We start from the raw sequence: 15,503 nt of genomic DNA, 5'->3' as shown, positions 1-15,503 counted from the left end.
GAGTTGAGTCGGTCCCACCGTTTCCCTGGCCTGACACGCACGTTGATGCGAGTGGATCAGTTGGACAGGAACATGTCCACGAGTCATTTCGCCTCCTCGGGCGGTGTGGGATTAGCGGGATCCCGAGGTCGACGGCTGGCCGGTTGGCGCGGTGTTGGGTGTCGTCGCGTTTGGCGCGGAGGAAGGTGAGGGTGAGGTCGATGCCTTCGATCTCACCTTTCCAGCCTTCGGTTTCCGCGCGATCGCGGCGGGCGAGGAGATCGGTCCGAGTTCGTTGAGCCGGGCGAGCATTGTGGGGTTGACGTGAAGCACGGGGCGGCGAATGCAGGCGTGTTCGTGTTGGCAGGGAGTGCCGTAGGCGCGTCCGCAGGAGCCGAGTTCGACTTTGCGTTTGTCGAAGTGACCTTCGAATTCGTCCCATTCCTCGGTGGCGGGTGGGCGGTATTCGTGCCCGCTGGTCCTCGCTTCGCACAAGTCGCGTGAGCATGGAGTCATCGTGTGCCGTTTCGGGAGCGGCGGACCGCGACTGCTCGATGAGTGGTGATGCCGACGTGGCGACGGCAGTGGCGTCGCCGACGGCGGTGGCGTCCGTCGCGCCCGAACAGGGCCAGGACGATCATGACCGGTGCCACTCCCACGGCCAGCGCGAGCGCCGGACGAGAGCGGCCCCAGTGGGTGTCAGTTCGCTGCCAGCCGGTAGCGGCCGCGGTCGGTTCGTTCGAGGTCGTCGTAGGTGGTGGTGGCGTTGTCTGGGGCGTTGCGGCACAGGTGTGCAGTGATCATTGTGCGGATGGTGGACTCCGCGTAGCCGGTGCCCCGGCGGGTCATCTCGGCGACGATCTCGGCGGGGGTGAATGTGTCACTGCCAGAGCGTGTCAGGACGGCGTGGACCGCGGCGAGTATCTCCCGGCGTACACCGGCCCGGGCCGTGCTGGTGGGCACCGCGCTGGAGGGGAGTTCGAGGGCATCGTCGTCGCGCGGTGGCGTGAGCGGGTCGACCTGATACACGGCCAGCCTGAGGCTCTCGTCGATGGGGAGTAGGGCGAGCCGTTGCGCGGTTACCTGGTGCACGACCAACTGAGGGCCGATGATGGCGGTGGCTGTGCTCGGTAACGCGTTGATCGCGGCGGGCCGCAGGATCACGGTGTCCGTGTCCAGGTTCACCCCGTACCGGGCTACGACTCCGGTCATGTACCTGCGCAGATGAGCGGTCTCGACATAGACGAACACGCGGTCCACTGCGCCCGGGTAGGCCGCCAGCCGGTAGAGGTCTTTGAGTACCTCACCCAAGGTCATCGTCCACGCCGCGTTGGCCGGGTTCGGCTCCCGCGGGTACTTCAACTCCATCAACGCGATCGGCTGATCGATTCCGACCACGAGATCGATCCTCGCACCTTTCAGCACCGGGTGCGCGACCTCTACCCGCAACCACGAGGCATCCACGCCCGCGGCAGCCAACGCCCGCGCAACACAGAACCGCACCGCATCCTCAGTCAGCAACGAACCGAACCCGCGCTCCCGATGACCCCGCACCTCGGCGGCAACCGCGGCCCACACCGCCTGCAACAACCAGGGCCGCGCACCTGAACCGGTGCTGTCCTCGTCCGCGTGCTCGTGCCGGGGCGTCATGACACCTACATCGACGACGACCCGTCAACCGTGACGCCCGATAGCCGTACGACGCGGCGGGCAACCTCACCCGCCAGACCACTGCGGGTGGCCGCGTCACCACGTACGAGACGGACGCGGTGGGCAGGCGCAGCGCCATGACCGCCGATCCGGGCGGCCTCGCGCGCCGAACGGGGTGGGCCTACGACCTGAACGGCAACGTCACCCAGGTCCGCATGACCGGCCGCGAGTCCGGCGCCGGCGAGTTCGACGACCTCACTACCGCGGAGGTCGTGGACTTCGGCTACGACACGGCAGGCAGGCAGACGAGCGAGACCGTCCACACCGGAACCGAGGACCTCACCACCACCTACGGCCACGACCAGCGCGGCCTCGTCACGTCCACGACGGACCCGGCGGGCGCGACGACCGACTACCGGTACGACGCACTGGGTCGTCTCGTGGCGGCGACCGCACCCGAGGTGGAGATCGAGCCCGGCGGCCTGACCCGCCCGACGACGGCCACCGGCTACGACACGTTCGGCGCCGCCACCCACGTGACGGACGCGAACGGCGAGACGTGGCGGTACGGCTACGACAAGCTGAGCAGGCTCGTCTCCGCCACGTCACCCGAGTACACCCCGCCGGGTGGCGAGCCGATCACGGCGACGTCGTCGCAGACGTACGACGCCATGGGCCGGGTCGCGTCGTCGACGAACCCACGCGGTGCGGTGACCAGGTACGAGTACGACCAACTGGGCCGCATGACCACCGAGACCGATCCACACGCCGACCAGGCGGGTGACTCCGGGGGAGCGTGGCAGTACACCTACACGCGCACCGGTGAGCTGCTCTCGGCAACCGATCCCATGGGTGCCCGCAGCGAGTACACCTACGACGACCTCGGCCGCCTGCGGACCACCAGTGAGATGGAGAGGTATCCAACGCCGGGCACGTACACGAGCGAGTTCACCTACGACGACGCGTCGAACCTGCTCACGACCAAGGCCCCGTCGGGCGCCACCGCCACCTACGCCTACGACAAGCTGAACCAGCTGATCCGTGCGACGGACCCGTCCGGCGTCGTGACAAACCTCGGCTACGACAGGTCGGGCCGCCCGGCGACGACCGCCGACGCGGCGGGCCGCACGCAGCGCACCCACCACGACCTGGCAGGCCGCCCTACCCAGGTGCTGGACCTGTCCCCGGCGGGTGTGCCGCTGCGGAAGTCGAAGTTCGCCCACGACCGAGCGGGCAACCTGGCGTCGGTCACCAACCCGCTGGGCCACGTCAGCCGGTACACCTCCGACGCTCTGGGCCGCCTGCAGGAGCAGGTCGAACCGGTCTCGGCGACGGAGTCGATCACGACGACGTTCGGCTACGACGCCGCGGGCAACCGCACCCGCTACACCGACGGCCGCGGCAACACCACCGAGTACACCGTCAACGAGTGGGGCCTGCCGGAGTCGGTGATCGAACCGTCGACGACAGCCCACCCGAACGCGACGGATCGCACGTGGACAGTCGCCTACGACGCCGCCGCGAACCCGGTCCGCACGGACCTCCCCGGCAACGTCGAACGCACCCACACCTACGACCTGCTCGACCGCCTGACAGGTGCGACAGCCACCGACACCGCGGCGAATTCGTTCGACCACGACGCGCTGGGCCGCACGATCAGCGCCTCCACCGAATCGGGGGAGAACCGCTTCGCGTACAACGACCGGGGCGCGCTGTTGTCGACGGGCGGCCCGTCCGGCGATACCGACTACACCTACGACGCCGACGGCAACGTGGTGAGCAGGACCGACGCGTCCGGCACCGCGAACTTCGGCTACACCGCGGGCCGCCTGACCACGATGCAGGACGGCGTCACCGGCGTAACTCAGGTTCTGGACTACGACGACACCGGCTTGGTGTCCACGGTGGACTACGGCAACGGCCGCCTGCGTGAGTTCACCTACGACGATCTGGCCCGCCCGACCAGCGACACCTTCGCCGACGCGACGATCGAGTACGGCTACGACCTCAACGACCGTCTGACCACGAAGGAGACCACAGGCCTTGCGGACGAGGGCCTGAACACGTACGGCTACGACCGCGCCGATCGCCTGACGAGCTGGACCCACCAACCTGCCGGCGGCCCGCCGACCACCACGACGTACGGCTGGGACGCGGCGAGCAACCGGGTGGCGGCGGGTGCCAAGGCCGCCACGTACGACGAACGCAACCGCCTCCAGTCCGACGGCACCGACAGCTACACCTACATGCCTCGCGGAACCCTGTCGTCGAAGTCGGGCTCCCCGGTCACCTTCGATGGCTTCGACAGGCTGAAGCAACAGGGCGCCGCGACGTACACGTACGACGCGCTGGGCCGGGTGGCCACCCGCAACGGCGCACAGTTCACCTACAGCGGTGCGACCAACGAGTTGGCCACGGACGGCACGACCACGTTCGGCCGAGGCCCGTGGGGCGAACTCCTGTCCACCGACCAGGGCCTGGCGATCTCCGACCAGCACGGCGACGTCGTGGCCAGCCTGCCGACCACAGGCAGCGCGGTCTCCGACAGCACCGCCTACGACCCGTGGGGCAAGGTCACCGACGGCACCGAACGCAAGATCGGCTACCAAGGCGACTACACCGACCCGGACACCGACCAGGTCAACATGACGGCCCGCTGGTATGACCCGGGCACCGGATCCTTCTCCAGCCGCGACAGCGCCGCGCTGCCGGTCACACCGTCACCCGTCACGAACCGGTACGGCTACACGGGTGGCTCGCCGCTGAACTACGTCGACCCCGACGGTCACGCCAGAACCCAGCCGGGGGGCGGTATCGGGTCCGGTCTGTGCCCGCTGCCGCCGGAGGTCCGTGTGCTGACCGGTAGCTGCCTCCAGACCGGGAACGGCCAAGCGCCTGGAGTGGGCGACGGTGTGATCACGGGTTCGGGCGGCAGCTCGTTCGAGGGCCCGTCGCCCAACGGCCCACCCAAGGGAGCACCCGGCGGCAGCGGCGTCAACCCGCCCGACCCGTCGAAACGAGCCCGCGAGTCGAACCGCGACGCGGCCATGAACAACCCGATGCCCATCCCACCCGCGATGCTGGCCCCGCTGTACAGCGACTCCGTCGCACCACCGGTCTCCTCGGCCCCCGACATCCCGTCCAACCAAGCAGACGACTACCGAGACCCCGTCGACGACGTCAACGAGTCCTACCAGGACCTGGAGAACTCGGTCACGCCCGACCACCGGACGCTCCTGGGCCCCGTCAAGGACACGCTCGCGGCACCGCCCGAGGTCAGGCCCATCAACTACCGGCAAGACACGCCGTACGGATGCGTGGCACTGTCGGGTGACTCGTACCACTGCCCGAAAACGGGATGGGGAACACAGGAACCCGGGATAGACCCGCACACCGCCATGGGACTCGGCGGCATGGCGCCCGGAGTGGGCGCACTGTGGGACATCGCGGACGCGATCACCTACGCGGGTGAAGGGGACTGGTCAGGTTTCTTCGACTCCCTCCTCTTCGCCATCCCAGGCGCGGGGGACGCCGCCAAGGCCGCGCGGATGCTCGAGGAAGGCACGGACCTCTACCGCGGGATGAAGGTCGACCCGACCGACGGCAGACCGCTGGTGCAGGACAGTAAACGAGGACTGGGCGCGAAGATCGACGAGCCCAATCCGGACATCCACGTCGACAAGAACGGGATGGTGCACCCGAATACCGGCGGCATGTCGGTTTCCCCGGACAGCCTCCAGAACCTGCCTAGCCACAGAAGACCGAAGACCCACGGCGGAACCTCGCCCGACACCGGTTGGTGCATGAACAGCTGCGACCTCCCACCCGGGCTGAAGTACCGGCCGGACCCGTCGAACCCGAAGAAGCACGGATTCATCGAGCCAGCACGCTCGATGCCGCTCAGCGAGTACCAGCGCCTGCTCCGCAGCACGCGACACCTGTGGGAAGTCGTGCCACCCTCGTACGGGACACCGCCACCGCCCGGCGGTGGGGTGGCCTGACGTGACAGGTTGAAATCGATCTCCGCAGCAAGCAGGGGGAGGATCCAGGTATGTCATTGAGAGAAAAACTGTCTGACTGGACCGACTGGGACAGTGCGAGCTACATCCTCGGATGTGAGTTGAACATCTTTACCGGTAGCGAAGAATGGATGTCGGTCAAGGGGGTTTTCTGGGGCAGCAACAAGTTGGGAGAAGGGCTCACCGACACCTTGCGCGCACTGGTGCGGGCAGGGGTGCTTGAGCACCGGCCCGAGCCGGATGACCAGTACCGTTGGGCAATGACAGGTGGACCGCTTGACCTCGTTGCTGACTAGGGCCTGTTTCAGATGTCATGGAAGCCACTCGTTGATCGCCGCGATGAGGACTGTGGCTTCGTAGCGGACGGCCAGTTTGTCGTATCGGGTGGCGACGGCACGGTTGCGTTTGAGGCGGTTGATGCCGCACTCCACCGCGTGGCGCTGCTTGTAGATGTCCTGGTCGAACGCCGGTGGTCGTCCACCGCGGTGGCCCCGGTTCTTGCGGTTGCGGATCTGGTCGGTCTTCTCCGGGATGGTGCATCGGATACCACGGCGGCGCAGGTAGGCCCGGTTGGCGCGGGAACCATAGGCCTTGTCGCCCAGAACCCGGTCTGGACGAGTCCGTGGCCGCCCCCGACCGATACGGGGCACGCTGATCCGCTCCAGCACGGCCTGGAACTGCGGCGAGTCGCCCCGCTGTCCCGCCGTGACCACCAATGACAACAGCTTCTGACCTTGCTCGGTGGCCAGATGCAGCTTCGTGGTCAGCCCGCCCCGCGACCGGCCGATCCCGTGATCGTCCGGCTCGACGTCGACTCCACCCGGCGGTTCGCGCTGGTCAGCCCCTTTTTGCTTGCGCCAGCGGCGTGCTGGTGCGCGCGAGCGACAGTGGAGTCCACACTGACATCCCAGGTGATCAGCCCTTCGGCGTCGGCCTGGGCTTGCAACTGAGTCAGGATCCGTTTCCAGGTCCCGTCACGCTGCCAACGCCGGAACAGCCCATACACCGTCTGCCACGGGCCATACCGGTCCGGAAGATCACGCCACTGCACCCCAGTCCGCACCCGGAACCGAATCCCGTTGATCAACTGCCGCTTCGGATGCATGGGCGGGCGTCCGGACTTCTTACCCTTGGGCAGCAACGGTTCCAGCTTCTCCCACTGCTCGTTCGTCAGATCACCACGACCCACACGAAGATCATCTCAAACCGAGATCAACTTCTGAAACAGGCCCTAAGGCGCCTCGGTCCAGGCAATATAGGAACACGCGACGTCATCGCCGTGAGCGATCATCGAGCAGGCGACATTGATTCGACAAGAGTAACTGTGCGGCGACTGCCGTGTCAGGCCGTGTGTAGGTCGGCTCCTCGGCTGATGGATGGCTGGACGGGCCTGAACTGGGTAAAATGACCGTCCGCTTAGGACGTTCCGATCCAGGATTTTCCCAGAATGAGATCGGCAGACCACCGCAACCAGCAACAGTCAACGAGCACGTCCATGCAGGTCAGTGGGGGAGCGGGGTGAATCGCTGCAGGTCACAGAGGACCCGAGCAAGGTCAAGGGGTCGCAGGTTCAAACCCTGTCAGCCCGACGGCCGCGATGGGCCTGCTGGTTCTGGATGAAGGTCCAGGTCAGCGGGCCTTTCTGCTGTCCGGGTGTCGATCTTACGCGACTGTCTACTTAGGTCTGAATGGAGATCGACAAGGGCAAGAAGGAGAAAATAAGGAGACGATCATGGTTGGGCTTTGACCAACGGCCATGTGGGGTCGCCTTACACGCTCTCCTCCGTCATCCGGGCTCAACGGGGGTCTATCCCATGATCGGTGTTTCCGGCGTTGTTGATCAGTAGGTCTCGGCTCCCGGCCAGCGGTCACCGAAGGTGATGGCGAACGCGTTGATCACGGGTTTCCAACGCATCGTCCACCGGGCGCGGCCGGTCCCGGTCGGGTCCAGGCTGCGAGTCACAAGATACAGGCACTTCATCGCCGCCTGCTCAGTCGGGAAATGTCCGCGTGCGCGGATTGCCCGCCGGTAACGGGCGTTCAGAGATTCGATAGCGTTAGTGGAGCAGATCATGCGCCGGATCTCGATATCGTATTCGAGGAATGGTAGGAACTCTTCCCAGGTGTTACGCCATAGCCGGATCATCGCACCGTACTTCTTCCTCCATTTCTCGTCGAGTTCGTCGAGGGCAATCGCAGCCGCATCGGGGTTCGGTGCGGTGTAGATGGGTTTGATGTCCCGTTTCACCGCGTCCCAATCCTGACGAGCGACCAGCCGGAAGGTGTTCCGGATCAAATGAACAATGCAGGTCTGCACGATTGTTTGTGGCCACACGTTCGCCGCGACTTCGGGGAGTCCTTTCAGGCCGTCGCAGACGAGGAAGAACACGTCCCGAGCGCCGCGGTTCTTCAGGTCGATCAGCACACTCATCAGAACTTCGCGCCCTCACCGCCGACACCCATCCACAGGCCCAGAACGTCCTTGCGACCGTCCACGGTGACCCCGATGGCGGCGTAGACGGGCCGGTTGGCGACCTGGCCGTCGCGGACCTTCACCACGATCGCGTCGATGAACACCGCCGCGTAAACGGCGTCGAGCGGACGGTTAGTCCAGTCGTTCATTTCGGCGACGACCTTGTCGGTGATCCGCGATACCGTCTCCTTGCTGACCGAAGCTCCGTAAATTTCGGCGAAATGTGCGGATATCTCCCCAGTGGTCATCCCTTTCGCATACAGCGACAGCACGATCTCGTCCACATCCGTGAGCCGCCGCTGCCGTTTCTTCACGATCTGCGGTTCGAACGTACTCTCCCGGTCCCGCGGCACGTTGATCTCGACCTCGCCCGCGGCATCCGAGAGCACAGTCTTGGACCGGCTACCGTTCCGCACATTCGTCGACTCACGCTCGGGTTCGACTCGGTTCTTCTCGTGGCCGAGGTGCTCGGTCGTTTCTTCGTTGAGCGCGGTTTCCAGCACGTTCTTGGTGAACAGCTTCAGCAAGCCGTCCGGGCCGGTCAACGCCAACCCGCGAGCTTTGGCCTCGGCCACCATCGCCGCCGCGGCGGCCTGCTCCGGCGACAGCTCCCTCGCCGGCTTCCGATCACTCTTGCGTGGACTCACAAGGTCCGATGTCATCACTCACAGTGCCCATCCCGCCAGACCATCGGCCCGGCGTGTCGGGCCAGAAACACCGATCTTGGAACAGTCCCCAGTCATCGCGGCCATAGCGCAGGCGAACGGACTCGAGGGGCCGGTAACAACCGATCTCGGCTCCGGTGGAACGACTGCCAACACCATTCCGGGGGCTGCCAAGGATGGGCGGGGCGGTAAAGGTGTCGCTGATATCATCCTTTGGACTGAGGACTTCGTCTATATATGGGAAGTCAAGCCCGGCACGAAGGCAGGGAGAAACGAAGCGCCAGACCAACTGGCGCGATATATCGAAAAATTGCAAGAGAAATTGATTTCCGAAGGAAAGACGCAGCGTGTTGTGCCTGGCTTCTCGCTGCCCGTCCAAGATCCAATATATACACGTCGCGGGTCGGCGCGGGCCTGGTCTGAACCAGCGAACTCAGACTACGACGGCGTAATATTCTATGGGAACTCAGATAAGGATAAAGTAAGAGTGCCAACTCGTAGTCCAAAGAAGGAAGACGAGGAAAAGCAGCGTATGCCTATTCCTGCGCCATCGCCCGCCCCGGTTCCTGACTGGGCTCCCGTGGCGGTCGGTATTGGAGCAGTGTTAGGTGGCACTGCGGCCTGTCTGACAGGAGTAGGATGTTCAATTGGTGGACCTGCCATCGTAGGCGGATTGGGCTCCCTGATCTTCGGTGGCTGACACGTTGAGACGTCTCATAGTAGGCTTCGCGGCCATGTAGGTTCTGTCCTGCCGCTTGCTGGCCGGTTCGGACCTCCCGCCTCCCGCCTCCCGCCTCCCGCTTCCCGCCCCTTCGGGCGTGCAGGCACGCCAGTGCTCCTGGAGAGCTGCGCGTCCGACCTAGCAGCCGTAGTCCGGTCAACCGGCCATTCGCAAAAGATGGAGTCGCAGCATCCGTCCAGATCAGAGCCGTCTCGCGTCATCCCACCCTGTTCGTGCCGGAAGCTCTGCAACCCTCGCCACCTGCTTACGGCCCACAGCAGAGCAACCACCGCAACGCGGTTCGCACCGAACATGTGGTATTCGGTGGCGAGGCCGGTTGTGACGAGCTGTGAATCAAGAGGGGGCACGTCTGCAACCCGCGCCTCCGTGTGTCGCGCCGTCGGTAACTGCGCGGCGGATCACGGTAGAGGTTGTCGAGTTCGGATCCGCAAGCGATCCGTACCGGATCGCTTGATCGGGTGAGTGGACTTAAGCTGATCGGCGTAGAATGACCGGCGAAGTGAGCTTGGAGTAGATGGAGGGGATCCGTGGATCGCGAGACCCTGGCAATCAATCTCAGTGTTGATCGGGACGATTTTGGTGAATATCAGCAACTTGGCTCGCGATGGCTCCTTGAGTTTCCACAGGAGATGAGCTCGGAGCTATGGACGAGGATGTGTGTTGGTGATCCAATTGCAGAAGCGGGCATGGTGATCGTCCCGCATCCTGGGGGTCCCATTGAAAGTGAAGATTTTAATAGAACGCGATTTGAGCATTTCGTTTCAAAACTTTCCGACCCAGTCGAGTCGATACGATACTCAGGATCGACGGATGACGCTAGAATTAGCGCCCAAGTGTCATGGACAAGGAGACATCACATACGGATGAGCGGGTATCTGTCTATTGTACCTGATTCGGTTCGCGACGACGTGGCCGAGCTTGTGTCTTTCTTGGTTTCATTTCTCGATGAGGTAGACCCAGCGTTTGGTTGCGCGTCCACACATTTTAACTCTTACACGGGAACTGAATTAGACCTCGCGCTGCGTCGCATTGACTGGGATTCGATTGCGGCGAGTCGCGAGTTCTTGCGTGGATACTCATGGTTGACCGTGATTCCGAAGGAGTTGGTCGCTCGCCTGGGTGGGATCGCCGCTCTACAGGAAGCTCCGCTGGCGGCTGTTTATCCACTGACTGCAGGTGGAGCGCTGGTATTGGCGGCGTCCACGCCAGCCGAGTATGACGATGTGGCGATGAAAGGACTATTCCGCACACTTGCGCCAGTGTTGCCGCCCGGCAAACCGAAGCCTGTGTTCGGATACGAACATATCCGTGTCGTATACGAGGACGTCACCACCGGATAGCGGGAGTGGCTGGAGCGGGATGAACACCAGCATTGCTGGCGGTTGATCAGGGGATCATCACCAGGGCTGAGGCAAAGTCGGATCCCAGCGGTTTGACCTGCTGATTTGTGTGGTGGCGCACCGAAGGGCGGGTGGTTGGGAGCAGGCACGGCGGGACCGTTGATCATGAAGGTTCCTACGGAACCTTATCGACACCGGCGTGTCCTACATCCGCGGCGGCACCCTCGACCGCGTCGAGTACGGCCTGCGCGATGACCTGCCGACCGCGCCCGCGACCGGGCGTGTCGTGTTCACCACCGCCGACCGCTGCGTCAAGAGCATCGGACATAGATGGCCGGTGCCTGGTCCTGGTCTGGTTGGCGGGGTGCGTGCCACTGTCGGTGGCACGTTCGAAGCCGTCGGGAACGCGTGCTTCGCCAACCTACCCGGAGATCACCCGATGACGCAGGGATTCACCGTCAACCTCGAAGCTCTGGAGCAGTGCCGTACCGAGGTGTCCGGCCAGGTCGGGCCGATGGCCGCCGCCGCGGACAACCTTCCCGCCGGGGTCGGTGCCGGCTCGTTCGGCGACCTCGACGGGGCGGGCAAGCTCGCCGACGCCGTGACCGCGTTCTCCGACGCTGTCGGCGTCGAGATCGACAAGGCCAGCGAGCGGCTCGCCCAGATCGGTGTCGCGGTCGAGGCGGTCATCGACAGTGTCCGCGAGACTGAGCAGAACAACGCGCTGTGCCTCACCCCGGCAGGCACCCCGTGACCAACAAGGACGCCGCCGGGACGCTGCCCGGAAACGCGCCGCAACTCGCCGCTCTGGCCGACCCGGTCTACGCCACGGTCGACGCCGGTGTGTTCGACGACCTCGGCAACAGGTTCTCCGAGGCGGGTGGGAAGACCGCGGTGGCGACGAACAAGGTCAGGGTGGTGGTCGCCGAGGTCGACGGCGCGTCGGCCGACGCCTTCGTCGACTACATGAACGGCTTCACCGCCGCGGGCATGTCGGTCGCGGACGCGCTGACCGACGCGGCGTCCGACCTGTACAACGCGGGCGGCACGGTGCAGGGCTGGAAGGGGTGTTCGGCAACCTCGTCACCGAGGTGACCGCGATGGACTGCCCGGCGGAGGACGGCGAGTACGAGCGGCAGGTCAACGAGGCGGTCGAACGCTACCGCCCCGAGGTGACCGAACAGATCGACCTCGCGAACTCGGCGCTGACCGATGCCGCCGCCGCGATGACGGAGATCCTGGACGGGATCACCGCCAGGTTCTCCACGATGCCGGAACCGGACACCGGCACGTTCGTGCCGCCCGCCGGTGAGCCGCTGGAGTGGATCCCGGCCGTGCCGGAACAGCCAGGACCCGCTGACGGGGAGACCCCGGGCGGTGAGGCACCGGGTGGGGAGACCCCGGGTGGTACGGATCCGGGTGGCGCTCCCGGTGGCGAGAATCCGGGCGGTGGCGCGCCGAGTGGCGAAGCACCCGGCGAGGAGACCCCGCCGGGTGCGGAGGTCCCGCCTGGGGAGACGCCGGGCGAGGTGCCGCCGGACGGCGAGACAGAAGGCAGGATCCTCGACGCCGCCCGGGGCGAACTCGGCTACGAGGAAGGCCCCGGCGACGCGAACAAGTACGGCCCGTCCGCGGCGTGGTGCTCGTCGTTCGCGACGTGGGTGTGGCGGGAGTCCGGTGTGGACATCCCGTCCCTGCCGTTCACCGGCGACGTCTACACCTGGGGCCAGGAGCGTGGCCTCGCCTACGACGCGAACAACCTCGGCCAGGCCCGCCCCGGGGACGTGCTGCTGTTCGGCACCGGCCCGGAGCCCACGGACACCAGTACCCACATCGGGGTCGTGGAGTCGGTCGACGGCGACCAGGTCACGCTGATCGAGGGCAACTCGAGCGACCGGGTCCAGCGGGTCACCCACAGCCTGTCCGGCGGCGAGTTCTACGGCGGCGTGCACCCGAGGTAGGGGGAGAGGCTCTGACGGCGCGAGGGGCGCGCCGTCAGAGCGAGCACCTACTTGTCGCTGGTGAACTTCACCAGGTTGTCCGTCACCGCCTGGTCGTACAGCTCCTGGGCGAACCTGGCCGCCGTGGAGGCGTCCAGGTCGGCGAGGTTGCCGTTGATCGTGTCCGCGATCTCCCGCAGCTGCGCCTCGCTCAACTGGTCGACCGTCGGCAGGTCCGGGGTGCGCTGCCCTTCCCAGACCGTGCGGAGCCACGACGGGCCGGCCACCCCCAGCTGGCGCCCGCGCTCCTTGAGGAACAGGCCGGCGAGGTGGTCGACGACGTCCTGCTGGGAGTCCCAGTACTTGGTCTCCAGCGTCGACATGATCTTGGTGACGAGGTCGCCCATCGGCTGCTTGAGGAACTGGACCTGCGAGGCGAAGAACATGTGGATACCGGCCGCGGCCGTGTTGCCCACCACGGTGTGGAACGGGCCGAGGCCCCACTGCGCGTAGTAGCCGTAGCTGCCGGGGGGACACGCCGCGAACAACTGCGCGAGCATGTCGCGCTGCCCCTCCGGCTCCACCTCCTCGCGCAGGGTGGGCCCGGTGGCGGGCAGCCGCAGCTCACCGAAGATCGGGTTCCACTCCATGTCGACGTAGGTGTAGACGCGGGTGCGGAAGCCGGGCCAGTCCGGCAGGTGGCGGCGGACGTGCGTGAGCAGTTCCGGGCTGTTGGACGGGCTCTCCACGGTCCGCCAGCTGATGTCCAGCAGCTGCCGGTCGGTGTGGCTGATGATGGCCTGCTGGAACCGGAACCAGCGGGGCGACGTCCGGAAGAACGTGGTGCGCCGATGCCACAGGTTGGCGCCGATCGACCGGTAGTTGGTCAGGAAGTAGGCACGCATCGTCGTCATGGGGAACTCCTCGGGGTACGGTCGCGGCTGGTCAGCTGGCGGTGGTCAGGACGATCTCGAAGCCCTCGGCGTCCCCCTCGGCGAGGAACCCCTCGATGGCGTCCCGCAGCGCGTGGTAGCTGGCCTCCCGCACGGCTTCGGGGTCCGACCACGTCTCGGGTGACGCGTCGATCTCGGCCTGGATGGCCGGGCGGACCTCGGCCCACACCGCGCGCACCAGGTTCGCCTCGAACTCCGGCATCGCGGTCGTGAGCGCCTCGGCGAGGTCCTCGCCCGCCGCGTCGCCGAGCACCTGGAAGATCTCCTCGGTGCTGGGCGCCTGCACGGGAACGTCCTCCTCGGTGACGGTTTCGTCGCCCGGCAGGGTCTCGCAGAGGCTGTCGACCGCCGCCGTGAGCTCCTCGGCCTTCGCCGCACCGATGTCGGTCGACCCGAGCTGCTGGTCCACGACCGTGACCACGTCGCCGGTGCTGTACCCGGACCCGGCGTAGTAGTCGACGAGGCGCCCGAAGTTCTCCTTCGTCGCGCTGTCGATCTCGCTGAACACCTCGGGCATCGCGGTGCTCAGCGCGGTGTCGATCTCATGCATGTCGGCCATGTCGGCGCCTTCCCTGTCTACGAGCGCGGGCACACCGCCCCCACGACAGGACTATCGCCGGACGACCACCCGGGGAACCTCTCCTTCGGGCGACGCCCAGGCCCGACCGACCTACCCGAAAGGGCATTCGCCATGGGGCATGGCTCGCCGTTGCTGCGGACACGGCGCACTCGGGTGGAGGATGCGGGGGTGGCGAGAACGCGGCGGGTGCCCGGCAGGCTGTCCACGCTGTCCGAGTACGAACTGCGCCACCTCGGGCGGCATCTGGCGGCTTCCGGGAACAGCCGGGACCTGCGCCTGCTCCTCCACCTCGACACCGAGGACGGTCGCAACGCCTGGTTCGAGGCGAAGCAGGCGGTCGACGACCTCGACGGTTATCACGGTGACGTCGGAGCCGCCTGGCAGCTGGCCGACGCCGGCGGCACGGCGGGCGATCACGTGGACTACGCGTTGATCGCCGCGTCCGTCACCGGGATGGCTCGCGAACTGCCGGCGGACCTGCTGGCGACAACGGTCGCGTACGGGGTCGTCTCGTCCTACGCGGTGGAGTCCGTGCGGCGGGTTCCGGTCGCGGCGCGGCAGGCGGACATGATCTGCGCGGTGGCACCCCACCTCTCCGGGGAGCACCGCCTGCCACTGCTCGAGGTGGCACGCGGCATTGCACCCGGACCGGTCCGGGCCCGGGCACTCGCCGCCCTGGCGCCGTACGTGCCCGCCCAGCTGACGGCGGCCGTCGTCGCGGAGGTCCTGGCCGATCCGCCGTCGGGTGGATAGCCGACAAGTTCTGGATCACCTCGCCGCTGTGCAGCCGACCGTGTCCACGGCGTGGGTGGATGGCGGCTACAACAACACCGTCATCCGTCACGGAGCCCGCCAAGGCATCCGAGTCGAGGTCGTCAACGCCCCACCACCAAAGGGTTCCACGTGCTACCGCGCCGTTGGATAGTCGAGCGCACGCTGGGGTGGCTGATGCAACACCGCCGACTCGTCCGAGACTACGAAGCCCTGCCCCAGCGCTCCCGCACGATGATCCACTGGGCGATGGCTAACAAAATGAGCCTAGAACTGGCCGGTGAATCCACCCAAACCTGGCGACACGATCCACCCAAAACGGACATTGAACCGCCCCGGGTTCGGTAGAGACTCGTTACTGGGGTCAGGCGGCCAGACTGGTCAGGTCGCC

13 protein-coding genes and 1 pseudogene are annotated in these 15,503 nt (G+C 66.1%); 9 read left to right on the top strand and 5 right to left on the bottom strand.

Going from position 1 to position 15,503, the window contains the following annotated elements:
- Positions 1-151 precede the first annotated feature (151 nt).
- Positions 152-307, top strand: coding sequence for a hypothetical protein (locus ACFPCV_RS25695; protein ID WP_378058900.1), 156 nt, complete (start codon positions 152-154; stop codon positions 305-307).
- Positions 308-678: 371 nt separating this feature from the next.
- On the opposite strand, the gene ACFPCV_RS25690 is transcribed toward ACFPCV_RS25695, so the two are convergent.
- Positions 679-1,629 carry a DUF7669 domain-containing protein gene (locus ACFPCV_RS25690; RefSeq protein WP_378058899.1) on the bottom strand — a complete coding sequence of 317 codons (951 nt, stop codon included), beginning with the start codon at positions 1,627-1,629 and terminating at the stop codon, positions 679-681.
- Positions 1,630-1,766: 137 nt separating this feature from the next.
- Between ACFPCV_RS25690 and ACFPCV_RS25680 the strand changes: the two genes are divergently transcribed.
- Together ACFPCV_RS25680 and ACFPCV_RS25675 are read left to right on the top strand one after the other, a co-directional pair.
- Positions 1,767-5,630, top strand: coding sequence for an RHS repeat-associated core domain-containing protein (locus ACFPCV_RS25680; RefSeq protein WP_378058898.1), 3,864 nt, complete (start codon positions 1,767-1,769; stop codon positions 5,628-5,630).
- A gap of 50 nt (positions 5,631-5,680) precedes the next feature.
- Positions 5,681-5,944, top strand: coding sequence for a hypothetical protein (locus ACFPCV_RS25675; protein WP_378058897.1), 264 nt, complete (start codon positions 5,681-5,683; stop codon positions 5,942-5,944).
- 15 nt (positions 5,945-5,959) lie between these two features.
- On the opposite strand, the gene ACFPCV_RS25670 is transcribed toward ACFPCV_RS25675, so the two are convergent.
- A protein-coding gene (locus ACFPCV_RS25670; protein ID WP_378058896.1) for an IS5 family transposase occupies positions 5,960-6,837 on the bottom strand; the annotation gives its coding sequence in 2 pieces (ribosomal slippage) (positions 5,960-6,447 and positions 6,447-6,837; 879 coding nt in all).
- 651 nt (positions 6,838-7,488) lie between these two features.
- Positions 7,489-8,783 (bottom strand): annotated as a pseudogene (locus tag ACFPCV_RS25665) (IS256 family transposase).
- A gap of 1,272 nt (positions 8,784-10,055) precedes the next feature.
- Between ACFPCV_RS25665 and ACFPCV_RS25660 the strand changes: the two are divergent.
- The 4 genes from ACFPCV_RS25660 (at position 10,056) to ACFPCV_RS25645 (ending at position 12,829) form a co-directional block, all read left to right on the top strand.
- A complete protein-coding gene (locus ACFPCV_RS25660; protein WP_378058895.1) occupies positions 10,056-10,868 on the top strand; it encodes a type VI immunity family protein in 813 nt (270 codons plus the stop codon).
- A gap of 199 nt (positions 10,869-11,067) precedes the next feature.
- Positions 11,068-11,622 carry a hypothetical protein gene (locus ACFPCV_RS25655; protein ID WP_378058894.1) on the top strand — a complete coding sequence of 185 codons (555 nt, stop codon included), beginning with the start codon at positions 11,068-11,070 and terminating at the stop codon, positions 11,620-11,622.
- The gene (locus ACFPCV_RS25650; RefSeq protein WP_378058893.1) at positions 11,619-11,963 is read left to right on the top strand and encodes a hypothetical protein; all 345 of its coding nucleotides are present in this window, start codon (positions 11,619-11,621) and stop codon (positions 11,961-11,963) included. The genes ACFPCV_RS25655 and ACFPCV_RS25650 overlap by 4 nt, the downstream gene beginning before the upstream one ends.
- The gene (locus tag ACFPCV_RS25645) at positions 11,936-12,829 is read left to right on the top strand and encodes a C40 family peptidase (RefSeq protein WP_378058892.1); all 894 of its coding nucleotides are present in this window, start codon (positions 11,936-11,938) and stop codon (positions 12,827-12,829) included. The genes ACFPCV_RS25650 and ACFPCV_RS25645 overlap by 28 nt, the downstream gene beginning before the upstream one ends.
- 47 nt (positions 12,830-12,876) lie before the next feature.
- On the opposite strand, the gene ACFPCV_RS25640 is transcribed toward ACFPCV_RS25645, so the two are convergent.
- Both ACFPCV_RS25640 and ACFPCV_RS25635 read right to left on the bottom strand, forming a co-directional pair.
- Positions 12,877-13,722, bottom strand: a complete 846-nt coding sequence (locus ACFPCV_RS25640) for a hypothetical protein (RefSeq protein ID WP_378058891.1) — start codon at positions 13,720-13,722, stop codon at positions 12,877-12,879.
- A 31-nt stretch (positions 13,723-13,753) separates the two neighbouring features.
- Positions 13,754-14,320: a hypothetical protein gene (locus tag ACFPCV_RS25635; RefSeq protein ID WP_378058890.1), complete on the bottom strand. Its 567-nt coding sequence runs from the start codon at positions 14,318-14,320 to the stop codon at positions 13,754-13,756.
- Between the two features lie 189 nt (positions 14,321-14,509).
- On the opposite strand from ACFPCV_RS25635, the gene ACFPCV_RS25630 reads away from it, so the two are divergent.
- Positions 14,510-15,094 (top strand): hypothetical protein, encoded by a 585-nt coding sequence (locus tag ACFPCV_RS25630; RefSeq protein ID WP_378058889.1) that lies wholly within the window; start codon positions 14,510-14,512, stop codon positions 15,092-15,094.
- Between the two features lie 51 nt (positions 15,095-15,145).
- Positions 15,146-15,460 (top strand): transposase, encoded by a 315-nt coding sequence (locus ACFPCV_RS39000; RefSeq protein ID WP_417281557.1) that lies wholly within the window; start codon positions 15,146-15,148, stop codon positions 15,458-15,460.
- Positions 15,461-15,503 lie beyond the last annotated feature (43 nt).

Source organism: Actinophytocola glycyrrhizae (genome assembly GCF_042653545.1).
GTDB classification, from domain to species: Bacteria; Actinomycetota; Actinomycetes; order Mycobacteriales; family Pseudonocardiaceae; genus Actinophytocola; species Actinophytocola glycyrrhizae.
The sequence above is the reverse complement of the archived record's forward strand: the minus strand, read 5'-3'. Positions and strand labels throughout refer to the sequence as shown.